Below are 25,134 nucleotides of genomic sequence, written 5' to 3'. Positions count from 1 at the left end.
CACACGACGCCAGACACGATGCGTTGCCAGGCGCCGCGCAGAGAGGCCACCCAAAGGATCGGTTGGGCGATGAAGTACCCGCGCCCGAAGGGCGCAAAGCCAGCAGGGCCCGAAGGGCGCAAAGCCAGCAGTGCCCGAAGGGCGCAAAGCCAGCAGGGCCCGAAGGGCGCAAAGCCAACCGAGCCAGAAAAATGCGGACCGCCCCGCCTCGGCGCGACCTCACGCCCTGCCCTCACCCCGACCGCGATGCGCGCCAGCCGATCACCCCCTCGATCACCTGTGCCAGTACCGCCAGATAGGTGGGATCACCGGCAAAGGGCTCGGGCCCCGGGCCCCGCGCCAATGCCACTGCCATCAGCGTGCCATTGCCAAGGTGTTGATGCACCCGCCCAGTCGTCTTGCGGTGGCAATCGGCCACATGCGCCGCCGCCAGCATATCAGCCAGCGCCTGCGCGCGGTCCGGCGCGGGCAGCCGCAACAATACCCGCGCCGCACTCGTCACATCGCCATGCGTGATCTGGCGCATCACGCACCTGCCTCGACGCTCACATTTCGGAACGGCCCCGGACCAAAGGCATCCGATAACTGCGCCACCGCAATTGTGAAGGACCCCGCAACCCCATCTGCGGCCTGCATCGCCACCGAGTAGGTCCAGCCCGGCGCGCCGACTTCTGTGCTGCGCACCACCGCATCATCCGCGATGACGCGCAGCAGATAAGCCTCACGCCCCTCTGCCAGCGGCACCTCATAGCCTGCCCAACTGTCGCCATCCACGCGGGTCCGGCGCACCCAGGTGACCGTCAGATCCCCCGCAACCTCGGCCACGCGCAGATGCACCGGCGCATAGGGCCGCAGCCCCACGCCGTCAAACGCCTGCGTTTGCACGACATAGGACGGGTCGTCAAAGCCGCGCTGCGCTGGCCCGACGCGCCAAGTGCGCGCCAGCCCCCGCGCTGACAGCGGCAGTGTCAGTTGCTGCACCGCGTCATCCAGCAAGACCACCTGCGACCCAACCGGCCAGACGTCGGGCATCACCCCATCCGTGCCCGCTTGCCCGCGCAACCGCAGCGACAAATCATAGACCCCCGGTGCGATCAGCACGGCATCCGCAAATTGGAACACCTCCCACACGTGTCCGTCGCCGATCGCCATGGCATTGGCGCCGCCCAGCACCTCAGCTTCGCGCACAGCCGCCAGATCGCCGCCCGCAACGCGCACCCGCAGCGCTGGCCCCCGGTCCCACAGGCCCGGCCGTGCGCGCGCCAAGGGGGTCTGCGTAGCGCCGATAATGGCGCGCGCATTGATCAGCGTGTTCAGCGCGAAGCCGTCGTCCAGCGCGCTGTCGTAGACCGCGACCACCCCGGGCCAGGGGCTGCCCGTCACCGCCAGATGCGGCGCATGCGCCACCTCGGTGCCGCGCAACAGCGGCAGGTCCAGAAACACCGGCAGCACCGGCACCGGCACGGCAAACGGGCGTAGCTCGGGGCGCAGTCCCGCACGGTCGCGCCGCTGATAAACGCCGGATTCCACGCGCACGCCCTCGACCTGCGCCGCCGCGCCCAGCGCCACCCGGTCCAGACGGTAGCGCGCCGCGCCCAGCGCCACCACATCTCCGACGCGGTAGGGGCTAGAGGGCGGCAGACCAAACCGAGCGGTATCCCGCGCCACCCGCGCCTCAGCCAGCCAGCGTTCCGCGATGCCCTGTGCCTGCGGCACGGTCAGCACCATCGGCAGTTCGGATTGGGTTACCGTGGTCGTTGCCTCATCGGGGAAGATCGCCTCGGCCGCGCGGGCCTCATAATCGCCTTCAGCGGCAATGTAGCCCAGACGCACCCTTCCCGCGACCTCAGCCTGCGGTGCGCGGGTCAGTTCCAGCGCCCCACCGTCGCGTGCAACCAGCGCGCCCGCCTCCACCGTGCCGCCCGCCCGGCCATCGCGCATGCGAAATACCAGCGTACCACCACGCTCCACCGCATCAAACCCATGCCCCAGCATCAGTGGTTGCAACACCGCCCGCGGGCTTGAGGTCGACGGGACGGCGTAGCCCCGCACGAGCCCCTGCAACCCGCTGACATCGTATGCCGCAATACCTGCGCGGCGGCAGACCTCGGCCACCACCAGCGCCAGCGGCTGATGCAGCGTCCGCCCGGTGATCCAATGGCCCTGCGTCCAGTTCTCACCATCGCTCCAGCGCGACAAGTCGTTGGGAAACCATGGAAAAGGTCGCGCATCCCAGGCCCAGACATGGGCACGGGTCATATCCACCATCGGCCCGCCATAGACTTCCGACACGGGGTTGGCCTCTGGATCAGCCCAGTAGGAATGCATCGCCCGCAGGTATTGCATCTGGATCAGATCATCCCGCGCCCCGGTCGAGAAATACGGCAGGCTGCTTTCCGACGACTTGGGATCAAGGAACTTGTTGGGCTGGTTGGTGCCCTTGTCGACCGCTGCGCAGCCCAATTCGGTGAACCACACGGGCTTGGAGCGTGGCGCCCATTCGGTCGGCTGTGCCGCGCGCACCCCGTCTACCCGCGCATGATGCGGGTTGGACCACCAGTTCAGGATGTCCTTGTAGCGCCAGACCCACGGCTCATCATGCGCGCCATCCGTGATCGGCACACGGTTCTGCGCGGCGCGGTCGGCCTCGGTCGGATAGTACCAGTCATAGCCCTCCCCCCCCGCGACATTGGCACGCAAATAGTCTAGGTCATGGATCGACCCCGCGCCCGCATCGGCATGCGCGTCGCCATCGCGCCAGTCCGAGAGCGGCATGTAGTTGTCGATCCCGATGAAGTCGATATTCTCATCCGCCCACAACGGATCCAGATGGAACCAGCGGTTGCCGTCTGCATCGACATAGCCGAAATATTCCGACCAGTCGGCGGCATAGGTCAGCTTGCACGCCGAACCAAGGATCACGCGCACGTCCGCCGCCAGCACGCGCAACGCAGCCACGGCGGGAAAACTGTTGCCAGGGCCCCGGATCTGCGTCAGCCCGCGCATTTCGGACCCGATGCAGAACGCATCGACCCCGCCCGCCGCGTGACACAGCCACGCATAATGCAAGATAAACCGGCGGTATGATGTCTCGGCCGGCCCGGAATACACCACCGCACCATCCACAATAGCGAAATCTCCGGGCGCCACGGTACCGAAGAACGCGGCCACTTCGGCCTCGGCTTCTGCCGCGCCATCGGTCGACCCCGGCTGCCCCGGCGCTTTCACCGTGGTGATCCGGCCACGCCACGGCAAAACGGGCTGATCTGCGGCGTCTGACCACGGATCGGGCAGCCCATTGGAAGCCAGTTGCCGCATGAGCAAGAACGGATAGAACACCACACCCAGCCCGCGCGCGCGCATCAGCGCAATCGACTGCATGACCGAGGCATCGGCAGGCGGTGCCGCCATAGACCGAACGCCCTTCCAACTGCGCCAGCACCCCGGCCCCGGCCCGGTCGATCCCGCTGACGCGCCAGGGCATCGCCGCAGGCTCTGCCGCAGCATCCTCGACCATTGGCGCCACGCTGCATTGCCCGGCACGAAGGTCATCGCCAAACCACGAGACGATCAGCAGGACCGACCGCACCGCTGGCAGCTCCACCTGCAACGCATCGACCGACGCTTCCAGATTACTGACCCCCAAGGGGGTCGCCATGTTCAGCACCGTCACCGCGCCCAGCCCCGCGTCCAGATGCACGGGATCGGTGGCCAGCGCGTATTCCCCGGTCCCGGGCATCAGCGCGACCGCACGCAGCGGCACCTCGCCCGGCGCATCGGCGGCGCGCAACACCTCAAAGCTGAATTGCGGCACGCGGTTGCCAAAAGCCCCCAGCGCCAGATCCTCGAACACTACATAAGCGATGCCGCGATAGGCGGGCGCCGCATCCAGCCCCTGCACGGCGGCGATCTTTGGGTCGGGCAACTGGTCGGCGCTGCCGGTATAGACCCGCAGGTTCAGGTCAGCGGGCGCAACCTCGACCCCATCCGCCCAGATCCGGCCGATCCCGGCAATCGGGCCTTCGCACAGCGCAATGGCAAGCGAGATCGAGTAGCTGTATTCATCCACTTTCGGCTGGCTGCCCAGCCCCTTACCCCCGCCACCGCGTCGGCTGACGGTTTCCAGAAACTGCGTGGCCCAGATGACATGCCCGCCCACACGAATGCGGCCCCAGACCTGCGGCACGGGCGCGCCCTCGCTGGCGCCGGTCAGCCGCAGCCGGTCCAGTCGCCCCTGTTCAACCACCTCCGACCCCAAACCCATCAGCCGTTGGTCGATGACCCGGCCCAGCGTCGCGCCCACGGCCCGGCCAATCACCATGCCCGACAGCCCGAACGCAGCACCGCCAAAACCCGAGCCGAGTGCCGCGCCCACCGCTGAAAGAACCAAAGTTGCCATCGACCTACCTCATCAGATTGAAATCGCACGCTTTGCCCCGCGTGCTGTGTCCGGGTGTGCCACCACTCACGCCCCCGCGCGGTGCGTCAACAGCGCAAAAGGCACGGGTCCCACCGATCCGTTATTCGCCCGCGACACGCAAAAGCGGCAGCCATCGAAACCCGCAGCGTCAGCGTGCCGGAAACGCAAACCGCGCCACCACCCGCCGTGCCCAGGGCGTGCTCAGCGGACTCTCAACCACCCCATGCCCTGTGTAGGCGTGGATGAAGGTCGCCCCCGGCCCCACCCGCGCCTGAAGTCCCAGATGCTTTGCCACCCCGCCGGTGCGCATGCGAAACAAGATCACATCGCCCACCGCCGGATCACCCGCGCCCCGCACCTCCAGGTGCCGCAGCGCCGCGCGCCACAGGCGTTCGTCGCGCGCGGCCTCAGACCAGTCGGGGGTATAGGCGGGCACGGCCTCGGGTTCATCGCCGTGCATCACGCGCCACACCCCGCGCAAAAGGCCCAGGCAATCACAACCTGCCCCCCGGCTAGAGGCCTGATGCACATAAGGCGTGCCGATCCAGCGCCGCGCCTCCGCGACATGCGCCGCGCTCATGCCCCCGCCGCGCCGCGCAGGGCGGCCCCGGTATTCGCACCCGCGCGCCGCGGATAGGCCATCAGCCAATCCTCACCCGGGATGTGCGGAAAGCCCTGAAAGTTCACCATATTCGCGAATTTCAACCGGCAAGTCGCGGCGCGCTTGTCGCAACCGGCATCCAGCCGCAGCAGATCGCCCCGGGCGGGTAGCGCACCAAGCGCCTGCCACAGTTCGATCACCCGTGCCGCGCCCTGGACCCGGTCGGCCTTGATGACCCCCGTCTGGCCCATGGCAGCGCCGCTCATCACCTGCACGCGCCCGCCTTCAAACCACAGGTCGTCAAAGCCCGGCAGCGCAGGCAGACGCAGCACGCAGCCATCATCACTTGCCAGCAATGCCGCTTCAGTGCGGTAGCCCGGGACGCTCAGGTCAAACCGACAAGCGGCATCGCCGAGCACGGCGGTGCAGTCAGCCTGATAGATCCGGCCTCCCGCCACGCCCAGCGCTTCAGTCAGCCCGCGCAATTCGGCCCGGAACGCGCCACCCTGATGCGACACCTCGCCCAATGTCCCCCGAAACACGACCCGGCGCTGCGATTGCGCGGCCCAGTTGACCTCGGCAATCTCCAACGTCGCACCGTCATAGCGGCCTGCACGAATATCCGCCTCGGTCAGCGCGCCATCCGACAGCGCGCCCACCGCCTCAGAATTGTCGACCGATAGCCCCGTGGTCTGTTCCAGCGCCCGCGCGGTCAGCCCCGCGCCCGCGCGGTACACCACGCCACCGAAATGCAGATCGCGGTCATGATCGGTAAACCCCATCACTACCCCATCGGCGCGCGTCAGAAGCCAGACCCGCGCCACCGTTGTGGCCCCGCTTTCCAGATGCGCCTGCAAGGTCATATCCGCACCTCCACCACCGGCACCTTGGGCACGACGCCCGCCTGAAAACTGGCGACCGACACCTGAATGAGGTCCGCGTCAAACCGTACCGGCACATCGAACTCAAACCCCGCCGTCACGATCGCCCCCGGCCCCGGCGGCGTGGCGAAACTGACCTGCCCGGTGGCCGCGTCGACCGACCAGTGAAGCCCCTCGGCCTGCGGATCATTGCCAACGGCCACACGCACGCTGCCCGCCACGGGTTTCGCAATATCACGGTAATGCACCTGCCCCCCCGAGACATAGCCCTTGCGCAGCGCGAACACCGCAGCCACGCCGTCACCGCGCCCGATCTCCTGATCCAGCGCCGTCACCGCGTGCGACGGCAGGCCGGACTTGTAATCCGCCCAATCCTTCCAGCGAAAAGCATGCAGCATCCCCTGCCGCGCCTCGAAGAACGCGATCAACGCCGCCACATCATCCAGCGACCGTAGCCCCATCCCCGCGTCATAGCGGCGGCGCGACTGTGCCCAGGGCGTGTTGCGTTCCTCGAACCCGTTTGCCAGCGTCACCACCTCGGTCCGCCGCTCCGGCCCGCCGAGCGAGCCGAACGACAGGCTCGCGGGAAATCTGATGTCATGAAAAGCCATTCAGCGATTCCTTTGGCCATTGGACAGCAAACGCCCCATCTGCGCCGCGATCTGGGATTGCGAACGCTCAAACCCCGCCACATCAGGCGTCGCGACATTGATGACCACATGGACCGCCCCGCCGCCACCGCCTGCCGCCACGCCAAGGCGCCCGTCCGGACCGCGCCGCAGCGGCATGATCGCCTCGGGCCCGGCCTCGCCCATCAGCCCGGTGCCGCCGCGCATCGGAAAGGCCACCGGCGCGCTGACCACGCCACCACTGGCAAAGGGCATCACCCGGCCCTGCGCAAAACTGCCGCCCTGCGCAAACGGCATCAACCCACCAAACAGGCTGGACGCACCCTGCGCCAACGCGCCGCCCAGCGCGTTCTGCACCGGACGCATTGCCATGGCATAGACGTTATCGGCCATCGACCGCGCCAGCCCCGACAGCGTGTCAGACAGCCGCACGCCGTCAAAAACCGCGCCATCGAAGGCGCGTCGCAAACTGCCCGAGAATGCCCGGCCCAGCCCGTCCACCTCGCGCGCGGTCATGCCGATACCCCGGCTCAGGCCCGCAAGCTCGCTGTCGAACGCCGCCACCATGCCGGTGGTGTTGCCCAGCCGCAATTCCAGCGCGGCAATCTGGTCGGCCAATGTGTCAATCGCGCTCATCTCTGTCCCCTTTCTTCACGTCGGGAAAGGCGGCGGCCAGTTCTTCCAGCCGCGCCCGCGTCAGGGGGGCGGTGCCCGCATCCAGCCCCAGCATCATGCGCAGCTCCATGGGCGTCAGCGCCCAGAACTGCGCGGGCGTCAGCCGCAGATCGCGCAGCCCGGCCCGCATCAACGCCGCCCAGTCGAACCGCATGGGCTTAGCCCTGCCCCGGCAGGGCAAAGGCCCGCGCCAGCAGCATGGCGGCGACTTTCGCGGCCTCCACCGCGCCGCCGCGGATGTCTGCAGTCAGCAGATCATCCGCAGTGCCGCGCCAGCCGCCGCCGCGCAGGCCTGCCACGATCAGCGCCAGCACGTCGCGGCTGGAAAACTGCCCACCGTCGAACCGCTCGACCAGCGCCACCAGCGTATCGGCACCCATCCCGGCCTCCAGTTCGGCAAGCGCGCCCAGCGTCAGACGCAGCACATGGCGCTTGCCGTCCAGCCACAACGCAACCTCGCCTGCATAAGGATTTGCCATGCCGCGCCCCCTCACAGCGCCGTGAAGTTCAGCGCACCAGCGGATGCCAGCGACAACTCATAGGTTGCCTCGCCGTTGTGGCTGCCCGCATAGTCGATCCCGCTGATCTGGAACGGCCCCTCGACCACGCCGAAATCGGGGATGATGACCTGAAACTGCGGCACCTCGCCGTTGAAGAAGATCGCGCGCGCCCGCTCATCCGTGGCACTGTCGCGAAACACCCCCGCGCCAGAGATCGCGGCCGATTTCACGCCCGCGCCCGCCAACAACTCGCGCCAACCGCCTTGCGATTCCAACGAAGTCACATCGACCGTTTCCGCGTTGAAACTGACCCGCGTGGCACGCAGGCCCGCAACGGTCTCGAACTGACCGTCGCCGGTCATGTCCATCTTGATCAGCAGATCCTTGCCATTCTGCACAGCCATGCGTTCTCTCCTGTGATTGCTCCGGCCCGTGGGGGGCGCGGTCTGGCGGGGCGGCCAGGCGCAGGCTATCTGACCTGCCAATCCCCTGATTTGAAAATACTTACAGCGGAACCAAAATGCGGGAACGGCCCGCCTAGACGCCGACCCGCGCGCGATACCGCAGATCGATGCGCCGCCGCGCCCCGTCCACCTTCGCCATTGCGCGCTCGAACCAAAGCCCGGTCAGATGCGCAGGCAACAGTGCGGCGGTCAGGGCCGGGGGGGTGCCTTGCAACACCTCGGACACCCGCGCCGCCACAATCTTGGCGGCCAGGAACCCCGGCCCCTCTCCCACCACGGAGACCGTGAAGCGGTGCTCAGCCCCCGCGCCCGAGGCGTCGGAACGGTCCTGCGCCTCTTCCGGGCCCAGCATGATGAACACCGGCGGCAGATCGTTCAGCGGCGGCGCGTCAAAGATCGCACCCGCCACCAGCGCCGACAGTTCCACATCATCGGCCAGCGCCTGATACACCCCGGCCTGCAAATCGGCGGCCCATGCATAGCTCATTGCGGTGTCTCCTGGGTGGCATAGCAGATCAGATGGCGGCCGTGCGGATCCCCCTCGGTCACGGCATGCAGCCGCCAGATACGGTCGCCCTCGCGCAGCCGCTGGTCGGGGCGCGGGCGTTGCGGGCTGCCCGTCGGCGCACCGCGCACGAAGATCCGCACGGCGGCCACCGCCACCGGCCCCTGCGCCAGCGCCCGTTCGCGCCCTGACCCGGCGCGCACATCAGCGTAAAGCGTGCCAAGACCGACCCAGCTGATCGCATAGCCCCCCGCGCCGTCAGGCATGCGCACCTGTTCCTCCAGAACCAGCGCGCGGGTCAGGTCCGGCGCCCTCATGCCCCACCGCCAAACAACCGGATCGACCGGTAGGGCGCAATCAGCGCCACCACATCGGGGGAAATTTCGGCCTCGGCCCCACCGCGATGCTCATAATATCGCGTGGCCAGCAGGAACACCGCCTGCACCAGATCGGCGGGTACATCGGCCCAGTCGGGGCCAAAGCCCGCGTCAAACGTGATCTCCACCGCCCCCTGCGCCGGGATCGCGGGCCAAAGCCCCGCGCTGGCAACGACCCTCGGACGGTGCGCATCGCGTTGCAGATGCCAACGCGCCGGGCTGAGCACCGCGACAGCCCCTGTGCGGTCGATCAACGCCACCTGCGCCACATCCGACACCGGGGCCAGCGGCAGGGTCTGCGCCGCACCACTACGCCAGCACGCCAGCCGCAGCACAAAACTGCGGGTCAGCAGCACCTTGGAAATCCGCCCCTCGACCGTGCGGATCGCGGCGCGCAGCACGGCGCGCAACAGATCGTCCTGCGCCGCCTCATCGGCGAATCCGCGCCCCAGCGCCAGATGCGCCCGGAACGCCGTCACCGGCAAGGCGCTGTCGGCCACCTGACCTTGTTCCTGCAAATCCATCATATACCTCCAGATCATGGGCCGTTGCGTCCCTTCCAGCCGGGACACGCGGTCTTGCGCATATTGGGGTTCGGTTCGGCCCGCGAGCGTTGGTCCATCGCCGATACAATCGCCGTTTACAGGTGCCGGGCGCAGCGACACGCCGCCCACACGAGGGAACCAGGGGGTAGGATGGGAAGCAGCCAAAAGACGCATCACCCCGCCCGGCATCTGCCCCCGCCCCGGACCAGTGACGGCCCGGGGCGGGGATCTCATCGCGGGCTGGAAGGCGTCAGGTCCGCGCCAAAGGGCGCAAAGCACCCCCCGCCCGGACAGCGAATGCCTGCCAGCGCCGGCGCCTTAACTGGCCGAGAAACGCAGCAGCTTGATCGCCTTGAAATCCGACACATCGCCACCGACACGCTTGGTCGCATAGAACAGCACATGCGGCTTGGCGCTGAACGGGTCGCGCAGCACGCGCAGGTCGGGACGTTCCGCAACCGTATAGCCAGCCCGAAAATCGCCAAAGGCAATCGCACAGGCATTGGCCGCGATATCGGGCATGTCCTCGGCAATCAGCACCGGATAGCCCATCAGCCGCGCGGGTTCTGCCACCGCCAGCCCATCGGCCCACAGGAAACGCCCATCGGCATCCTTCATCTTGCGCACTGCACCCGCAGTTTTCGAGTTCATCACGAAGGTGCCGTTGGCACGGTAGGTGGCCGACAATGCATAGACCAGATCGACAATCGCATCCGACGCGTTGGTCGTGGCAAACTCGCCCGAATTGCCGGTGGCGATATAGCCCAGCGACCCCCACTCCCAGTCGTCATTGACGACAACAGGATGGGTCAGAAATCCGTGCGGCTTGTCCTGCCCGTCGCCCAGGATGAAGGCATGTGCCTCGGCGCGGGTGAACTTGCCCGCGATCCGGTCGGCCAACCAGCCCTCGATGTCAAAGGCGCTGTCGTCCAGCAGGCGCTGGCTCGCCTTCGGCATCGCCGACAGCTCGTGCAGGGCGATGCTGATGCGGTCGATCTGCGGCGTGTCAGCCTCGGGCACAGTGCCCGCTTCGGTCGCCCAGCCGCTCGACACTTCGGTATGGTCGACCAGCACGTCGAAACTGGACGCCTCGACCGTGACCACCGAGGCAATCGCCCGGATCGAGGCGCTGGCATGCAGCACGCCGCGTACCGTGTCGGCGGTGACCGGGTCCACCAGATACCCGCCCTCGGCGGCCACCTGGGTGCTCAGCCCCTTGGCCTCCAGCGTCAGGCCACGCAGGCCAGCGTCGTCGCCATGGCGCAGATAGGCATCGAAGGCCTTCTGATGCGGGGCAGCGCCCTGGTCGGTCATGCCCAGCATCGGGCGCGCTGCGGCGGTGGCGTGTTTACGATCCAGCATGGTCAGTCGCTCTTCCTGTTGTTGAAGGGATGTCTTGATCTCGGCCTGAAAGGCGTTGAATTCACTCAGAAATCCGGTCAGCGCGGTTTTCACCTCGGCCACCGGCTGGTGGCCCGCTTCGGACAAGGTGGCCTGGGACGGCGCGGCGGATGCAGCCCGGCCCGTGGCCTTTGCCTCGGGTTTGGTCATTGTCTCTCCTGCTTGGTTGGATGATCCACATGCGGACCGGCGGGAAGGCGCGCGGCGGGACGGATCGGCCTGACATCGCCAAAGTCGCGCTCAGACAAACCCTAGCGCAAAGCGTTTAAGGAAGCTGAAAGCGACCGCGCGCTGCCCGGTTCGCAGGGATGCAACAGGGTTTTTCCTGCGCGTGGGCCGTGCGGGCCACGGCTTCCTGCCGTCGAACCGGCCACCGAATCGCGCGCCACCGCCGCCACTGGCGCCGAACCCGCGCCCTGCGCACCGGACAAATCGCGGCCCGGTACGCAGTTGTTTTCACGCCAGAAACGTGCGTCTGACCGGGGCGCCTCACTCTAAATCACAGCGCCCCCCGCCTGAGGTGGGCGGCCCACAGCCCCCGGCACGGGCCGCACAGATCCACCTAACGCGCCGCCAAAGCGGCCCGCGCCGCTTCCAGCGCCTGTGCCAGTGCGGCCATGCTGCCGCCCTCGCCCATCGCCATCGCAGGCGCGATGTCAGCTTTGGCCGCCACCCGCGCATCGCTCAGCATCGGAAAGGTCACCAGCGACACCTCCCACAGGTCCAGCACGCTCAGCCGTCGGCCACCGCCCGCAATGGCCTGTGCCTTGACCGTGCGGTAGCCGATGGACAGCCCGTCCAACGCACCCGCACCGATCAGCGCCACCGCCTCGCGGCCCCGCATCACATCCGTCAGCAAGCGCCCCTTGACGAACAAGCCCCGCGCATCCTCGGACACCTCGTCCCAGACGCCGATGGGCTGCGCCGGGTCGTGCTGCCACAGCATCCGCACCTTGCCGCCCCGCGCCCGCAGCGCGCCGAGCGAGGCCACGTAAGCCCCCGGCAGCACCACATCCCCGCCCTGATCCGGCCGCCCGAACAGGCTGGCATAGCCCGCGATGGTGGTGCCATCGGTGACCGTCAGCCCGGCCTCGGGGCGGTGGAACTTGTGTTCCAGCCCTGAATAGTCAGTCATCGGCATTCTCTCCTGCAATGAAATCCTGATACCCCGTCACGCGCCCTGACTGGCCAGCAGCGCCAGCGCGCCGTTGATCAGCACGGCACCCGCCACGCCGTAAACCGCCAGCCACAGCCGCTTTTCCAGCCGCTCCAACGTCGTCTCGATCCGGTCCAGACGGTATTCCAGCGCGGCCCGGCGCTCATCGGCGACACGCTCATTGGCCTCGATCCGCGCTTGGGCGGCGTCGAAGCTGTCATAAAGGTACCGCGACCCCCCGACCGACCGCCGCGCGCTCATGCGTCGTCAGCCGTCGGCCCGGCCATGGGCGGCAGGCCCAAAAGGCTCCGCTTTTCTGCCTCGGTCAGGAAGGTCGCCTCGCCCACCCGCCGCCATTGCTGGTCGCGTTCCTGCGCCAGCGCGGGCAATTGGTCCAGATCGGGGCGCAACTCCACCGCCTCGCCGGTAAAGCCCGACAGCCAGTGCGACACGGCAGCAGTGACGCGGGTAACCATCGGCACGACGGTCAGCCGGTAGAACGCGCGATGCGCCTCTTGGTAATTCGCATAGGTCGCGTCGCCCGGAATGCCCAGCAGCATCGGTGGGATGCCGAACGCCACTGCGATTTCCCGCGCCGCCGCTTCCTTGGTCTTCTGGAACTCCATGTCGCTGGGCGAGAATCCCATGGGCTTCCAGTCCAGGCCCCCTTCCAGCAGCATCGGGCGGCCGGCATTGCGCGCCCCCTGATGATAGGTCTCCATCTCGGCCTGCAGGCGCTCGAACTGATCGGCCGACATCGCGCCCTGCCCGTCCGGCCCCTTGTAGATGATCGCACCCGAGGGCCGCGCCGCATTGTCGAGCAGCGCCTTAGACCATTTCGACGCCGCGTTATGCACATCAACCGCGCAGGCCGAGGCCTCCAGCGGCGACAGCCCGTAATGGTCATCTTGCGGATGGAAGGACCGGATATGACACACCGGCGCGGCCTGCCCGGTCATGTCGAAGCGATGCTTGCGCCCGCCCACGGTGTAATCATAGGCCACTGGCCAGCCATCCGCCCCCGGCACCACCGCCATGCGGTCTGACCGCAGCACATGCAACTCATAGGGCAGCGCGGCGGTGCCTTGCACGGCCTCCAGATACGCATTCCCGGTCAGCAACAGCTGGGCATAGACCGCCTCGAACAGATCGGCCTTGCCCTGCACCGGGTTGGGGCGGCGGATCAGGTCCAGGACCGGATGCGTGTCATACCTGCACGCGCAATCTTGCAAGATCAGCGGCAGCGCCGAGGCCGCTTCCGAAATCAGCCGCACCGCCCGAAACCCGATCGGGTTGCTCTGAAACCCCGCCCGGGTCAGCGCCACCGTGTCGCGTGGGCCAAAGGCACTGCCCTGCGCGGCGGTCTTGACAGCACTGGTCCAGCCGCTGTGCAACGGCCCCGCAGTCAGGGGCCCCACGGCGGATGCCTTGGCCTCGGGCACTGCCCTCGCATCCGGGGCCACCGCTGCCGCCACGGCAGCCCCCGGCCCGGCCTTACGCAAGAATTCAAACATGCTATTCCTTTCAATCGGTTATCCGGGCTCGGGGCCAGTGACCCCGCAGCACCATCCGCCCACCGACCGGGGCACACCCGCAGCCAGCATCCCGCGCCCACAGGCACGCTTCGGTCGTTATTCAAAAGGGAAGGTTCGGCCCGCGCTACAGCGCCCGGATCCCGGGGCGTTGCAGCTTTGCCGCGGGCACGATCATCAGGTCATGCAAGGCCCAGACCAGCGCATCCACCCTGTCGGGGCTGCCCGATCCCATGAAGCCCTGCCCGGTCATCAACGCCATCTGGTCTTCCAGCGCGCCCAGACCCGGCAGATGCACCACCCGGCCCTGTTCATAAAGTGCGGCCACAGGTTCGGCCCGCGCCGCCTTGCCATGGCGCGCATGCAGCGCGCGGTAGGGCACCAGCGGGTCGATCTGGCGCAACACGCTTTCCACCAGATCGCCGCCCTGATTGACCTCGGCCACCAGCCGGTCCGCACCAAACGCCGCCATCGCATCCAGCGCCGCGCGCGCCCATGCCGTGGGCGAGGATGCCCGAACCGACCGGTCCGCCAGCACATAGGCGCGCCAATCCTGCGCAGGCCCCTTGCTGACCACGCCCGCCACGATGATGCCGCACAGGTCCGACCCCGCCTTGCCGGTAACGGCAGGGTCCACCGCCACCACAATCCGGTCCATCACCGGGGCCTTCGCGCCCCGGCACGCGTCCATCAGCGCGGCGGGCCACAGGCTGCCCTCTGCGTCCTCCAGCAACTCGCCATCCAGTTCCTGCCGCTCCAACCGCTGCCCGGCATACCGCACCCGGATTTCTTCGAGGAACGAGGCCGCAAGCCACGCCCGGTTGGCCTCGGTCGGCGCATGGGTCTGCACGGTGGACCCCGCCCGCATGATGGCGCGCAGCACCGGCACATTGCGCGGCGTGGTGGTCACCATCTGCTGCGGGTGCGCGCCCAGCCGCAACGCGAATTGCAGCATGTCCCATGTGTCCTGCGCCTTGGGCCATTTGGCCAGTTCATCCACCCAGGCCGCGTCGAACTGCGGGCCGCGCAGCGCCTGCGCGTCATTGGCAGAATAGGCCGTCGCCGTGGCCCCATTGGGCCAGACCAGCCGCCGCCGCCCCGATTCCCACCGGGGTCGGCGGTCCGGCGGCGAACAGGCAAGGATCCCGCTGTCGCCAAACACCATCACATCGCGGACCTGGTCATATGTCTCACCCACCAGCGCGACGCGCCGCGCGCGCCCCACATCCAGCGGCCGCCCACCTTCGACCTGCGCGCGCACCCATTCGGCGCCGGCGCGGGTTTTCCCCGCGCCGCGCCCCCCCATCACCAGCCATGTGCGCCAATTGCCTGCGGGCGGCAACTGATGCGGCATCGCCCAGAATTCGAACATCCACGGCAGCGCCAGCAACGCCTGCTCACTCAGGCTGCTCAGGAAGGCTTCCACCACCCTCTGCGGCGCGCAGGCAAGCCAGACGGCGGCTGACCTCATCGCGGGCGGCGCGCAGGTCAAGGGCGGGGTCTGGTCCGTCCCCGTCGCTCCGCGATCCCAATTGTTTTCTTTCATTGAATGCGATCTCCACAGCTTTGCGAAAATTGGCGATCTCGGTCACCACATCCTTGGGCGGGATGACCTGGCCCGCTTCCAGTTGCCCCAGCATGGCCTCCAGCGCCTCGATCGACCGGGTTACCATCCGGTCGGCAAGGCCATGCAGACCGCGCGGGGTCGTCTTGCCCGCACGCGCCTGTTCCTCAGGCCCGTTCCTCTCAGAACCTTCGGGGGAATGCGTCGTTGTCATGATAAGCTGCCCGCCTCTTTGACTGCTCCCGGTGCGGGCGGAATAAAAAAGCGGCCCAGGGGTTGCCCCCCTGAACCGCTTGCCCATTTCTTCCAGCTTGCCTGAATGTCTACTTCAGACCGTACGCAAAGTCAAGTTTAGTGTTTTATTAACAGTGGCTTAGTCCGTACGATGCGGTAACTTTTGCGCCGTCCGCCCGTGCGGGAATCATTGGAAATCAACGCATCCGCACACAGGCACCGTTAACAAATGCGCCCTACAGCGACATGATCCGCGCGGACTGCGTGGCCCCCGCATAGTTGCAGCGCACCTCATATTCCTGGCCCGAACGCGCAACCCGCAGCATCACATCGCGGCCCGAGTCGCCGTCGCTGCCCGCCACCGCGCGCGATCCGACGACCGACCGCACCGTCAGCCCACGCTCTTGCGCAGCACCCAGACAGGCGCGCTCGGCCTCTGATGCGGGGACCGGCGCGCCCATGTCGGGGAAGCTGCCCGCAGGGGCCGGGGTGACGGCGATGGTGGAGGGGGCTGTGGTGCGCGGTGCGGAAAATCCGCCCATCTGGCCGGGATAGGCCGTACATCCGGCCAGCGCCAGCACGCCCAAAACCGCAACGGGTCTGATAAATTTATGCATGATCCTGCCTTTTCGCTCTCAATGCCGGGGGCTGGCCGTTCAACCGGCCAGCAAGGATTGTGCCGCCGCCATGGCAGCGTCAGATATGGTATCACCTGACAGCATGCGCGCAATCTCTGTCACCCGCGCATCGGCGGAAAGCGGCGTCACGGTGGACAGCGTGGCGCCATCCGCCACCTTCTTCTCGACCCGCCAGTGATGCCCGCCAAGGGCAGCGACCTGCGGCGAATGCGTCACCACCAGCACCTGCGCGCCCTCGGCCAGACCGCGCAACCGGCGCCCCACGGCATCGGCGGTAGCCCCGCCAACCCCGCGGTCGATCTCGTCAAAGATCATCGTGACGCCCGATGTCCCCCGCGCCAGACACACCTTCAGTGCCAGCAAGAACCGCGAGAGTTCCCCCCCCGACGCGATCTTGTTCAGCGCCCCCGACGGCGCTCCGGGGTTGGTCGCAACCTCAAAGGCAACGCTGTCCGCGCCTTCGGGCCCTGGCTCACCGGGTGCGATGCAGGTGGTGAAAACTGCGCGCTCCATCTTCAAAGGCGACAGTTCGGCCATCATCGCCGCGTCCAGCCGGCCCGCTGCCTCGCGCCGCGCCGCGCTCAACCCGGCGGCAGCATCATCATACTTGGCCTGCGCCTGCGCCTCGTCTTGCTTGAGGGATGCAATCCCCGCCGCGCCCCCGTCCAGCGCCGACAGCCGCGCGCGCAGATCATCGGCAAACCCGCCCAGATCATCGGCCAGCACGCCATGCTTGCGCGCCAAGGCCCGCAGGGCGAACAAACGTTCCTCGGTCGCTTCCAGCGCATGGGGGTCCACGTCCAGTGCATCCAGGCAGCGCTCTACACCCTGCTGTGCCTCGCCCAATTCATTCAGCGCGCGTCCCAACGCCGACAGCGCCCCGTCCAGCCCGCCCTCAACCCCGTCGCTGGCATCTTCCAGCCAGCGCGTCGCATCAATCAGCAAGCGCTCCGCGCCGTCATCCGACAGCGCGGCCAGCGCGCGGGCCACATCGCCGCGCACCCGCACCGCACCTTGCATGGCGCGGCGCTGCGCATCCAGCGTCGCTTCCTCGCCCGCCTGCGGGTCCAGCTTGTCCAGCTCCGCAACGGCGTGGCGCAGGAAGTCCTCTTCGGCGGCGACCTCGGCCAGCCGCGCCTCTGCGTCTTGGCGCGCGCGGCGCGCCTGTCCCAGCGCCCGCCACGCGGTGCGCACATCGCCCATCAACGGGCCTACGCCCGCGAAAGCATCCAGCACCTGCCGGTGCCCGCGCGGGTTCAGAAGGCCCCGGTCATCATGCTGACCATGCAGTTCCACCAAAGTGTCGGACAACGCGCGCAACACCTCGCCCGACACGCGGCGGTCGTTTACCCATGAGGTCTTGCGCCCGTCGCGCCCGTTGATGCGGCGCAAGATGACTTCATCCCCCGCAGGCAACCCGGCCTCCTCCAGCACGGCACGCGCGGGGTGGCCCGCGCTCAGGTCAAAGACCGCGACGACCTCGCCCTGCTCGGCACCCTGCCGCACCAGATCGGCGCGCCCGCGCCAGCCCAGCACAAAGCCCAGACTGTCCAGCAATATCGACTTGCCCGCCCCGGTTTCCCCGGTCAACACATTCAATCCGGGCTGAAACGACAGGTCCAGCCGGTCGATGATCAGCATGTCGCGGATTTCCAGGCCCCGCAGCATTCGTTCCGCCCTTCAAGTTATCTGACGCGCGCCACGACACCCTGCCCCGGCTGCGCGATCTAGCACCATGTTCAACGATTGTTCCGCATGCAGATACCCGTCTGCATCAGCGGCCCCGGGGATGCAACCTAGCGGCACCGCACGCGGGACACCCCCGGCCAGGATACCAGACACTGGCCCTCAGGTCAGAGCCACTGCCCCAGCACCGACTGGCGATAGATCGTGCTCAACCAACCCTCATCCGCCGCCTCCGGTGCCATGCCAGCACCTGTCAGCACCGCGAAAGCGTCCTGGTAGAACGGGCTTGCCTGAAAGTTATACCCCAGGATGGCGCCCGCAGTCTGTGCCTCGTCACGCAGGCCCAGTGCGACATAGGCTTCCACCAGCCGCAACAACGCCTCGGGCGTGTGGGTGGTGGTCTGGAAGTCCTCGACCACGACGCGGAAACGGTTGACGCCGGCAGCGTAATTTCCACGCTTGAGGTAATAGCGCCCGATCTCCATCTCCTTGGCGGCCAGATGGTCGAACGCCAGGTCGAATTTAAGCACGGCGGACCGGGCATATTCGCTTTCAGGATAATTTTCGATCACGCGGCGCAATTGTTGAAGCGCCTGAAAGGTCAGCCCCTGATCACGGCCCACATCGTCGATCTGGTCGTAGAACGACAGCGCGAACAGATAGGCGGCATAGGCCTCATCCTCGGACCCCGGATAGGTGTCGAGGTAACGCTGCGCAGCGGCGCGGCTTTCCTCGTACTGGCGATCCTTATGATAGGCAAAGGCCTGCATGATAAGCGCGCGGCGCGACCAGTCGGTATAGGGGTAAAGCCGCTCGAGCTCCGAGAAGTAACGCAGCGAGCCGCGGCCCCGACGGCTGGTTTCCAGCTCGAACTCGCCCCGGCGGAAGATCTCTTCGGCGGAAAAGCTCTCAAGGCTTTCGTCCGGCGCGTCAGTGGCGCAGGCCGACAACCCGACAGCCAGGATCACCACGGCCAGAAAATGTTTCGCTGTTGTGCCGCCCGTCATCTTCATTCCACCCTGCCCGTCATAGCACCCTGCCGATCGTTCCACGCTGCACAACTGGCGCACCGTGTTTTGCGCAAGCGGTCCACCGGCACACCCTGCCGCCGACCCTTAGCATATATCGACCGACGCGCAAAACGCCTTTGCGCCCGCGCACCTGCCTTTTTAAGGGAATTGAAAGGGACTACAAGCACCCATCGGTCGCACGCCCACGGTCAGGCCGCGCGCGCAACCGCTCACGCCGTCATCGGCAGATCGTCAAGCGATGCGCCCGCGCCGGGCAGGCGTGCCGCCATGGCCGCGTCACAGGTCTCGATCCGGTAATTCGACGCATCCGCAAACAACGCCTGCAACAATCGCCCCGTCAGCGTATGACCGGCCCGCAGCCCGGTATAGCGCGCCAGGATCGGATAGCCTGCCACATACAGATCGCCCAAGGCGTCCAGCATCTTGTGGCGGACGGGCTCATCGGCGTGGCGCAGCCCGCCGGGGCTGAGCACGCGCGCCCCGTCCACGACCACTGCGTTATCATAGGTGCCACCCAGCGCCAAACCCCGCGCCTGCATCACCTCCACATCAATGCGGCGGCAGAAGGTGCGGCTGTTGCTCAGTTCACGCACGAACGTCCCATTGACCATCGACAGCGCCTTTTGCTGGTGCCCGATCGCGGCATCCTCAAAGTCGATCTCGAACCGGATTTCCAATGCACGCGCCGGGTCCAGCCGCGCCATCGCCGCGCCATGGGTCACGACAACGGGCTTCAGAACACGCAGTACCTGAAGCGGTGCGGCTTGCCGCACGATGCCCGCCTGCAAGAACCGCGCGACAAAAGGCGCAGCGCTGCCATCCAGGATGGGCACTTCGGGACCGTTGAGCGAGACACGGGCGTTGTTGATCCCGCACCCCGACAGCGCGGCCATCAGATGTTCCACCGTTGCCACCGTCACACCCGCGTCATTGCCCAGAAGCGTGCACAGCGGCGCCTCGATGAGCGCAGAGGGACGCACGGGGATCGCGCCGGTGCCGTCAGCAACATCGCTGCGCACGAAGACGATACCATGACCGGCAGGCGCAGGATGCACGACCATGCGCACCGGCTTGCCCGAATGCAGCCCGAACCCCGAGAATGTTACCGATGTGTTCAGCGTCTTTTGCACGTTGTGCTCCACCCTGCCCGGGAATTGTTTTTCTGCCCTGCATTTAACCAGACGTTAACGGGTCAACAACTCACTCTTTGCAACGGTTTGTAACATGATGATTCCGGCATGGCAGGTTTCCGCCGACGCGCGGCAGGCCACCCGTAACCCGTTGACAAAGCATGAAAAAGGCCAGCGATGCTGGCCCGTTTCAGTATTGCTGCCTTGGCGAAGTGATGCCTCAGTTTGCCTGACGACGCAGGAACGCCGGGATTTCCAGCCGCTCTTGCGTAGTGTCTTGCGCGGGCTGATCTTCCTCATAGGCGCTGACCTGCGGCTGGACGCGCGCATGCTGCCCGCCCTGCGTCTCGCCATGACCCGCCATGCGGCTGATAAGCGAGCCGATGCCAAACCGGCCGCCACGTTCTGCAGGGGCCTGCTGCGGGGCGCGCGGCTCTTCAAAAGTCGGCGCAGGGGCGCGGCGTTCCGGGGCACCGTTGCGCGGTGCCTTCTGCACCGCAGCCTGCAACCGGGCCAACGTCTCGGGTGACGGAGTGCCAGCAGCGCGCGCACGCGGTGCCACGAAGTTGGCACCTTGGGCCGCATGGCGCTGTTGCTCATGGTGCTGCGGCGTGTCGATCACTTCATCCAGATCGAAATCCTGCGGCGCGTTGTCGCCGTAGCCCTGCGGCTGGTAGCCGTGCTGCGCGTAGTGCTGCGCCTCTTGCGGATGCGCGTCGTAGCGCGGCTGCTCATAGGCCTGACGCTCTGCATAACCGCGATCTGCGGGCATTTCGCGCGACACATCACGGGCAGCGGGCGCTGCAAACCGCTGCTGCGGTGCGCGGGTCGGCTGCGGCTGCGGCTCGGCGCTGCGGGTGAACAGGTTGGGCTCGGGGTCATAATCCTGCGCGGGACGCTGCGCATAGGCAGCCTCTTGCTGGTACACGGGTTCGGGCGCATAGGCGACCTCGGGCGCTGGCGCGACCTCTGGCTGCGGCTTGCTTTGCAGCGGCGCTGCCATGCGGCGACGCGGCACGTCCATTTCGGCAGCATCGGCGCTGGCCTCGATGCCGGTGGCGACGACCGACACGCGGATCATCCCCTCCATTTCCGGGTCCAGCGTGGAGCCGACGATGATGTTCGCCTCGGGGTCCACTTTCTCGCGGATCAGGTTGGCGGCTTCATCCAGTTCAAACAACGTCAAGTCGTGGCCGCCGGTGATGTTGATCAGCACGCCACGCGCGCCGTTCAGGCTGATTTCATCCAACAGCGGGTTGGCAATCGCTTTCTCGGCCGCTTGACGCGCGCGATCTTCGCCCGACGCCTCGCCCGTGCCCATCATCGCCTTGCCCATCTCGTCCATCACCGAACGCACGTCGGCAAAGTCGAGGTTGATCATCCCGGGCCGCACCATCAGGTCGGTCACGCCCTTCACGCCTTGGTACAGCACGTCATCCGCCATGGCGAAGGCATCGGTGAATGTAGTCTTTTCATTGGCCAGCCGGAACAGGTTCTGGTTGGGAATGATGATCAGCGTATCGACGACCTTTTGCAGCGCCTCGACGCCTTCTTCGGCCTGACGCATCCGCTTGTTGCCTTCAAAGCTGAAAGGCTTCGTCACCACGCCAACGGTCAACACACCCAGTTCGCGCGCTGCCTGCGCGATGATCGGGGCCGCGCCGGTGCCGGTGCCGCCGCCCATCCCGGCGGTGATGAAGCACATGTGCGAGCCTGCAAGGTGGTCGATGATCTCTTCAATCGTTTCCTCAGCCGCAGCCGACCCGACCGACGGGCGCGCACCCGCGCCCAGCCCTTCGGTCACGCGCACACCCATCTGGACACGTGCGGTCGCCTTGCTTTGCTGCAACGCCTGCGCATCGGTATTGGCGACGACGAACTCGACCCCTTCAAGATGCTTGTCGATCATGTTGTTGACGGCATTGCCGCCTGCACCGCCGACACCGAACACCGTGATCCGGGGGGAGAGTTCTTTTGCTTCGTTGACTACAAAATTCAAAGCCATCGCCATATCCGCCTGTTTTGATCAGCTTGCGCCGATTTGCCCCATTTTTTACACATCGTACAGATCAACCTGCCCGAGGTCATCAAAAAAACACGGGAAACCCACCATATGTGGGCGGTTTTTTGCCTGATCTCGGGGTATTTCGACGCAGACGCTGCATTTTGCGGTTACCAGTTGTCCCTGAACCAGCGAACCGCGCGTTTCAGCGACCGCGCCGGGTAGTGATCGACGGGGATATCGAAATCCCACCATTCGTCCTGCGGGTGCGCCGCGAACAGCGACAGACCCACGACCCCGGCAAAGGCCGGGCCGGTCAGGTCTTGCGGCAGGCCGCGCACGCGCATCGGGCGGCCCAGCCGCAACTGCTGGCCCAGGATGCGCGCAGCAAGGCTGTCGATGCCCGGTGTCTGGCTGGCACCGCCCGTCAGCACGATCTGCTGGCTGGGCAGGTGGTCGAAGCCCGCCGCATCCAGCCGGGCGCGCACCTCTTCCAGAATTTCCTCGAACCGCGGACGCATGATGCCGATCAGCTCGGCCCGGCTGACGGTGCGGCGGTCCTTTTCCCAATCGCCGCTGTCCGCGCCGATCTCGATCATCTCGCGGTCATCCATGCCGGTGGCATGCACGCCGCCGTGCAGCGTCTTGATGCGTTCGGCGGTGGCGACCGGCACGTGCAGCCCCTGCGCAATGTCGCCGGTCACATGGTCGCCACCCATCGGCACCGTGTCGCTGAAAATCAGGTGTTTCTTGATGAAGATCGAGATCCCGGTGGACCCCGCCCCCATGTCGATACAGGCCGCGCCCAGTTCCTGCTCGTCCTCGACCAGACTGGACACGCCCGCCATATACGCGCTGGAGGCCAGCCCGGCCAGTTCCACATCGCAGCGCTTCATGCAGTTCACAAGGTTCTGGATCACGCCGGTATTCACCGTGAGCATATGCATGTCGCACGCCAGCCGCGTGCCGGTCTGGCCGCGCGGGTCCGACAGGCCGGTGCGATGGTCCAGCGCGAAGTTCACCGGCTGGGCGTGCAGCACATCGCGCCCCACGCCGATGTCGGGCACATCACAGGCCGCCAGCACCCGCGCGATGTCATCCGACCCCACGGTCATGTCTTCCAGCTCCACATCGCCCGCCAGCCCGTAGGACCGCACCCCCCCGCCCGAAAAGCAAAGGATCGCATGATCCACCCGCACCTGCGCCATCTTCTGCGCCGCCTGAAGGGCGGTGCGCAGCGCGCGCTCGGTCTCGTTCATGGTAGAGATTTCGCCATACCGCACCCCGCGCGACCGCGTCGTGCGCGCGCCGATAACCCGAAACCCCGCCTGCCCGGCCATGCCACCCACGCCCGCGCCGTCGCGCGGCGCGGCGGTGGGGTCGAACTTCAGCACAAGCGCGGCAATCTTGAACGTGCCCACATCGACAATACCGATCACGCCGCGCTGCATCGCCAGACGGCGCATCTGGCGCATCGCGCGTTGGGATTGATACAGATCCTGCATGGTCCGGCTTCTCCTGCTGTTTATTGGTTTCTTATGGAATACAAGGTGTTCAACGCCCCTTCGGCCAGCCGCAGCGTGGGCCGCGCGGGCGTGCGCAGATCAACGGCGGTCACATCGCGCGCCAACAGATCCTGTGTCTGATGCAGCGCCAACGTGCGTTCCAGCGCAGCGCGCGCGCCGGTTTCGGGCAACATGATGCGCTGGTCGCGGTCCAGCACCACGTCCCAGCGCCGTTCCCCCACCCGCACCAACCCACGCAGCCGGTCAGACAGAGCGCCCGCCGTGGCGATCAGGGTCAACGCCTCGGGGACATGATCGGACGCGCCGCGCCCGGCGATCACCGGCAGATCGGGCCGCCCGCCGCGCGTGCGCAGCATGGCAACCCGCGCGCCGCTGCGGTCAAGCAACTCCAACCCCGAGGCCGAGCGCCAGATGATCGCGGGCACACGTTCGGTCACGCCCACCTCCAGCGTGCCGCCGGACATGACGCGCAATTCGGCGCTGGCGATGGCGTCCAGCGCCTCGATCCAGTCGCGCTGCGCCTCCAGGTCCAGCCGCAGCGACGATTCTGGCAGCAGTGCGCCCAGTTGCGTGCGGATCGCATGCGCCACCTCGGGCGAGGCGCCATGCACCTCGACATCCGCGACACGAAATTCGGGCCGGTCCTGAAACGCGGTATAGATATCGTCATACATCGCCATCAGCGCCGCATGCCGCGCCGGGTCCGCCAGAACGGTCACCACGCTGAAGGCAATCACCGCCACAGGCAGCCCCACGCCCAAGACCCGGCGAAACAGCGGCGTCAGCCACAGCCGTTGCAGCCGGTAGGTCAGGCGGCTGGGCGCGGGATCACGGCCCGCCATACGCGGGGCGCGGCGCAAGAATGCCGGGGGCATGGCGGGCGGGGCCCCGTATTCAGGCCCGTATTCAGGCCCGTGCTCAGGCCCGTGCTCAGCGCTCCGCGCTGGCCCGTACTCAGCGCCGTATCCTGTGCCCTGCGTCCGGCCTTCGCCCGCAATCACCGCCGCGGCGCGTGTGGCGGCTTGGTTGGGGTGCATCTGCCCTGCGGCAGTGCGGGGCGCGCCCGCTGCCGGGTCGCGTGGCCAGCCCGCAGCGCTGTTACCCGCGCCATCCCATGCCCCGGACTGCGACGACAGATGGGTGGACGACAACGCCCCCCCAGCGTGTGAGGTCGCTGGCAGCACCGATGCCGATGCAGGGGGTGTTGTCTGCCCGCGTAGCCGCTGAATATGCGCATCATAGAATGTCGCGGCAGGTGCCGGGGGGATCAGATCATCTGCCTGCGCCGCCCCCGATTGCCAGTCAAGCCGCAGATCATCGACCCCATAGCCATCCGACGACCATGGGGTTGTGAAGCCGTCATTATCCGCGACAGGCCGAGTGGCGGGCCGGGTATCGCGCTGGGTATCGGGCCGCGCCCCCCCCTCCTGCATGCGCCCGCCCGTCACTGTGTCGGCGCGTGCGCCGGGTCGTGCATCGGGTCGCGCACCGAGTCGTGCATCGGGCCGGTCCCCCGGCCCCCGCGTCGCATTCGGATCAACCCTCAGGCCTTCAGCGCCGGCATATCCGCCGCTGTTCGCACGCCCCCCCGCATCCGCAGACCAGCCCTCTGGGCCGCGCGGCGCGGCGGCATCGGC

Annotated in this window: 24 protein-coding genes and 1 pseudogene; all 25 read right to left on the bottom strand. The window is 67.1% G+C overall.

Translation table 11 applies throughout. The features are described from left to right. Positions 1 to 232: 232 nt before the first annotated feature. The 25 genes and pseudogenes from H9529_RS01265 to H9529_RS20555 all read right to left on the bottom strand — a co-directional run bounded on the left by H9529_RS01265 (position 233) and on the right by H9529_RS20555 (position 24,930). Positions 233 to 526 carry a DUF7742 family protein gene (locus H9529_RS01265; protein WP_092885785.1) on the bottom strand — a complete coding sequence of 98 codons (294 nt, stop codon included), beginning with the start codon at positions 524 to 526 and terminating at the stop codon, positions 233 to 235. Then, positions 526 to 4,399, bottom strand: a pseudogene (locus H9529_RS01260) (baseplate multidomain protein megatron). The gene H9529_RS01265 and the pseudogene H9529_RS01260 overlap by 1 nt, the downstream one beginning before the upstream one ends. Before the next feature lie 169 nt (positions 4,400 to 4,568). Then, the gene (locus H9529_RS01255; RefSeq protein ID WP_092885783.1) at positions 4,569 to 5,000 is read right to left on the bottom strand and encodes an NlpC/P60 family protein; all 432 of its coding nucleotides are present in this window, start codon (positions 4,998 to 5,000) and stop codon (positions 4,569 to 4,571) included. Beyond that, positions 4,997 to 5,884, bottom strand: coding sequence for a DUF2163 domain-containing protein (locus H9529_RS01250; RefSeq protein WP_092885781.1), 888 nt, complete (start codon positions 5,882 to 5,884; stop codon positions 4,997 to 4,999). Before H9529_RS01250 ends, H9529_RS01255 begins: the two co-directional genes overlap by 4 nt. Beyond that, positions 5,881 to 6,513, bottom strand: a complete 633-nt coding sequence (locus H9529_RS01245) for a DUF2460 domain-containing protein (RefSeq protein ID WP_092885779.1) — start codon at positions 6,511 to 6,513, stop codon at positions 5,881 to 5,883. Before H9529_RS01245 ends, H9529_RS01250 begins: the two co-directional genes overlap by 4 nt. Then, positions 6,514 to 7,167, bottom strand: a complete 654-nt coding sequence (locus H9529_RS01240; protein ID WP_092885777.1) for a phage tail tape measure protein — start codon at positions 7,165 to 7,167, stop codon at positions 6,514 to 6,516. It lies immediately after the preceding gene. After that, positions 7,154 to 7,360 (bottom strand): rcc01693 family protein, encoded by a 207-nt coding sequence (locus H9529_RS01235; protein WP_092885775.1) that lies wholly within the window; start codon positions 7,358 to 7,360, stop codon positions 7,154 to 7,156. Before H9529_RS01235 ends, H9529_RS01240 begins: the two co-directional genes overlap by 14 nt. 4 nt (positions 7,361 to 7,364) lie before the next feature. After that, positions 7,365 to 7,685, bottom strand: a complete 321-nt coding sequence (locus H9529_RS01230) for a gene transfer agent family protein (protein WP_092885773.1) — start codon at positions 7,683 to 7,685, stop codon at positions 7,365 to 7,367. A gap of 11 nt (positions 7,686 to 7,696) precedes the next feature. After that, positions 7,697 to 8,110, bottom strand: coding sequence for a phage major tail protein, TP901-1 family (locus H9529_RS01225; RefSeq protein WP_092885771.1), 414 nt, complete (start codon positions 8,108 to 8,110; stop codon positions 7,697 to 7,699). Between the two features lie 133 nt (positions 8,111 to 8,243). Beyond that, entirely contained in the window at positions 8,244 to 8,657 is a 414-nt protein-coding gene (locus H9529_RS01220) for a DUF3168 domain-containing protein (protein WP_092885769.1), read from the bottom strand. Next, the gene (locus H9529_RS01215) at positions 8,654 to 8,992 is read right to left on the bottom strand and encodes a head-tail adaptor protein (protein WP_092885767.1); all 339 of its coding nucleotides are present in this window, start codon (positions 8,990 to 8,992) and stop codon (positions 8,654 to 8,656) included. Before H9529_RS01215 ends, H9529_RS01220 begins: the two co-directional genes overlap by 4 nt. Next, entirely contained in the window at positions 8,989 to 9,594 is a 606-nt protein-coding gene (locus H9529_RS01210; protein WP_223814258.1) for a head-tail connector protein, read from the bottom strand. The genes H9529_RS01215 and H9529_RS01210 overlap by 4 nt, the downstream gene beginning before the upstream one ends. 321 nt (positions 9,595 to 9,915) lie before the next feature. Further along, entirely contained in the window at positions 9,916 to 11,148 is a 1,233-nt protein-coding gene (locus tag H9529_RS01205; protein WP_092885765.1) for a phage major capsid protein, read from the bottom strand. Between the two features lie 412 nt (positions 11,149 to 11,560). After that, positions 11,561 to 12,133 (bottom strand): HK97 family phage prohead protease, encoded by a 573-nt coding sequence (locus H9529_RS01200; RefSeq protein WP_092885763.1) that lies wholly within the window; start codon positions 12,131 to 12,133, stop codon positions 11,561 to 11,563. A 36-nt stretch (positions 12,134 to 12,169) separates the two neighbouring features. Beyond that, a complete protein-coding gene (locus H9529_RS01195) occupies positions 12,170 to 12,415 on the bottom strand; it encodes a GTA head formation protein, RCAP_rcc01685 family (RefSeq protein WP_092885761.1) in 246 nt (81 codons plus the stop codon). After that, a complete protein-coding gene (locus H9529_RS01190) occupies positions 12,412 to 13,668 on the bottom strand; it encodes a phage portal protein (protein ID WP_092885759.1) in 1,257 nt (418 codons plus the stop codon). The genes H9529_RS01195 and H9529_RS01190 overlap by 4 nt, the downstream gene beginning before the upstream one ends. 145 nt (positions 13,669 to 13,813) lie before the next feature. Next, entirely contained in the window at positions 13,814 to 15,157 is a 1,344-nt protein-coding gene (locus H9529_RS01185; protein WP_092885757.1) for a DNA-packaging protein, read from the bottom strand. Beyond that, complete coding sequence (locus H9529_RS01180) at positions 15,084 to 15,464, bottom strand: hypothetical protein (RefSeq protein ID WP_092885755.1); 381 nt, start codon at positions 15,462 to 15,464, stop codon at positions 15,084 to 15,086. The genes H9529_RS01185 and H9529_RS01180 overlap by 74 nt, the downstream gene beginning before the upstream one ends. Before the next feature lie 256 nt (positions 15,465 to 15,720). Continuing rightward, positions 15,721 to 16,101 carry a hypothetical protein gene (locus tag H9529_RS01175; RefSeq protein ID WP_092885753.1) on the bottom strand — a complete coding sequence of 127 codons (381 nt, stop codon included), beginning with the start codon at positions 16,099 to 16,101 and terminating at the stop codon, positions 15,721 to 15,723. A gap of 39 nt (positions 16,102 to 16,140) precedes the next feature. Then, positions 16,141 to 17,790 carry a DNA repair protein RecN gene (gene recN / locus H9529_RS01170; protein ID WP_092885751.1) on the bottom strand — a complete coding sequence of 550 codons (1,650 nt, stop codon included), beginning with the start codon at positions 17,788 to 17,790 and terminating at the stop codon, positions 16,141 to 16,143. Positions 17,791 to 17,975: 185 nt separating this feature from the next. Then, a complete protein-coding gene (locus tag H9529_RS01165; RefSeq protein WP_092886273.1) occupies positions 17,976 to 18,815 on the bottom strand; it encodes an outer membrane protein assembly factor BamD in 840 nt (279 codons plus the stop codon). Between the two features lie 233 nt (positions 18,816 to 19,048). Beyond that, positions 19,049 to 19,969, bottom strand: a complete 921-nt coding sequence (gene lpxC, locus H9529_RS01160; protein ID WP_092886271.1) for a UDP-3-O-acyl-N-acetylglucosamine deacetylase — start codon at positions 19,967 to 19,969, stop codon at positions 19,049 to 19,051. Positions 19,970 to 20,189: 220 nt separating this feature from the next. Beyond that, positions 20,190 to 21,974, bottom strand: a complete 1,785-nt coding sequence (gene ftsZ, locus H9529_RS01155) for a cell division protein FtsZ (protein WP_092886269.1) — start codon at positions 21,972 to 21,974, stop codon at positions 20,190 to 20,192. A gap of 167 nt (positions 21,975 to 22,141) precedes the next feature. Beyond that, positions 22,142 to 23,476, bottom strand: coding sequence for a cell division protein FtsA (gene ftsA / locus H9529_RS01150; protein ID WP_092885749.1), 1,335 nt, complete (start codon positions 23,474 to 23,476; stop codon positions 22,142 to 22,144). Positions 23,477 to 23,496: 20 nt separating this feature from the next. Then, the gene (locus tag H9529_RS20555; protein ID WP_223814257.1) at positions 23,497 to 24,930 is read right to left on the bottom strand and encodes a cell division protein FtsQ/DivIB; all 1,434 of its coding nucleotides are present in this window, start codon (positions 24,928 to 24,930) and stop codon (positions 23,497 to 23,499) included. Positions 24,931 to 25,134 lie beyond the last annotated feature (204 nt).

Origin of the sequence: Roseicitreum antarcticum, assembly GCF_014681765.1 — a bacterium.
GTDB classification, from domain to species: domain Bacteria; phylum Pseudomonadota; class Alphaproteobacteria; order Rhodobacterales; family Rhodobacteraceae; genus Roseicitreum; species Roseicitreum antarcticum.
This window is presented reverse-complemented; position numbering and strand designations above follow the sequence as displayed.

Excerpts from the sequence above, each read along its gene's own strand:
- H9529_RS01265 (WP_092885785.1), bottom strand. The coding sequence starts at position 526 with ATGCGCCAGATCACGCATGGCGATGTGACGAGTGCGGCGCGGGTATTG.
- H9529_RS01255 (WP_092885783.1), bottom strand. The coding sequence starts at position 5,000 with ATGAGCGCGGCGCATGTCGCGGAGGCGCGGCGCTGGATCGGCACGCCT.
- H9529_RS01250 (WP_092885781.1), bottom strand. The coding sequence starts at position 5,884 with ATGACCTTGCAGGCGCATCTGGAAAGCGGGGCCACAACGGTGGCGCGG.
- H9529_RS01245 (WP_092885779.1), bottom strand. The coding sequence starts at position 6,513 with ATGGCTTTTCATGACATCAGATTTCCCGCGAGCCTGTCGTTCGGCTCG.
- H9529_RS01240 (WP_092885777.1), bottom strand. The coding sequence starts at position 7,167 with ATGAGCGCGATTGACACATTGGCCGACCAGATTGCCGCGCTGGAATTG.
- H9529_RS01235 (WP_092885775.1), bottom strand. The coding sequence starts at position 7,360 with ATGCGGTTCGACTGGGCGGCGTTGATGCGGGCCGGGCTGCGCGATCTG.
- H9529_RS01230 (WP_092885773.1), bottom strand. The coding sequence starts at position 7,685 with ATGGCAAATCCTTATGCAGGCGAGGTTGCGTTGTGGCTGGACGGCAAG.
- H9529_RS01225 (WP_092885771.1), bottom strand. The coding sequence starts at position 8,110 with ATGGCTGTGCAGAATGGCAAGGATCTGCTGATCAAGATGGACATGACC.
- H9529_RS01220 (WP_092885769.1), bottom strand. The coding sequence starts at position 8,657 with ATGAGCTATGCATGGGCCGCCGATTTGCAGGCCGGGGTGTATCAGGCG.
- H9529_RS01215 (WP_092885767.1), bottom strand. The coding sequence starts at position 8,992 with ATGAGGGCGCCGGACCTGACCCGCGCGCTGGTTCTGGAGGAACAGGTG.
- H9529_RS01210 (WP_223814258.1), bottom strand. The coding sequence starts at position 9,594 with ATGATCTGGAGGTATATGATGGATTTGCAGGAACAAGGTCAGGTGGCC.
- H9529_RS01205 (WP_092885765.1), bottom strand. The coding sequence starts at position 11,148 with ATGACCAAACCCGAGGCAAAGGCCACGGGCCGGGCTGCATCCGCCGCG.
- H9529_RS01200 (WP_092885763.1), bottom strand. The coding sequence starts at position 12,133 with ATGACTGACTATTCAGGGCTGGAACACAAGTTCCACCGCCCCGAGGCC.
- H9529_RS01195 (WP_092885761.1), bottom strand. The coding sequence starts at position 12,415 with ATGAGCGCGCGGCGGTCGGTCGGGGGGTCGCGGTACCTTTATGACAGC.
- H9529_RS01190 (WP_092885759.1), bottom strand. The coding sequence starts at position 13,668 with ATGTTTGAATTCTTGCGTAAGGCCGGGCCGGGGGCTGCCGTGGCGGCA.
- H9529_RS01185 (WP_092885757.1), bottom strand. The coding sequence starts at position 15,157 with ATGAGGTCAGCCGCCGTCTGGCTTGCCTGCGCGCCGCAGAGGGTGGTG.
- H9529_RS01180 (WP_092885755.1), bottom strand. The coding sequence starts at position 15,464 with ATGACAACGACGCATTCCCCCGAAGGTTCTGAGAGGAACGGGCCTGAG.
- H9529_RS01175 (WP_092885753.1), bottom strand. The coding sequence starts at position 16,101 with ATGCATAAATTTATCAGACCCGTTGCGGTTTTGGGCGTGCTGGCGCTG.
- recN (WP_092885751.1), bottom strand. The coding sequence starts at position 17,790 with ATGCTGCGGGGCCTGGAAATCCGCGACATGCTGATCATCGACCGGCTG.
- H9529_RS01165 (WP_092886273.1), bottom strand. The coding sequence starts at position 18,815 with ATGACGGGCGGCACAACAGCGAAACATTTTCTGGCCGTGGTGATCCTG.
- ftsZ (WP_092886269.1), bottom strand. The coding sequence starts at position 21,974 with ATGGCTTTGAATTTTGTAGTCAACGAAGCAAAAGAACTCTCCCCCCGG.
- ftsA (WP_092885749.1), bottom strand. The coding sequence starts at position 23,476 with ATGCAGGATCTGTATCAATCCCAACGCGCGATGCGCCAGATGCGCCGT.
- H9529_RS20555 (WP_223814257.1), bottom strand. The coding sequence starts at position 24,930 with ATGCAGGAGGGGGGGGCGCGGCCCGATACCCAGCGCGATACCCGGCCC.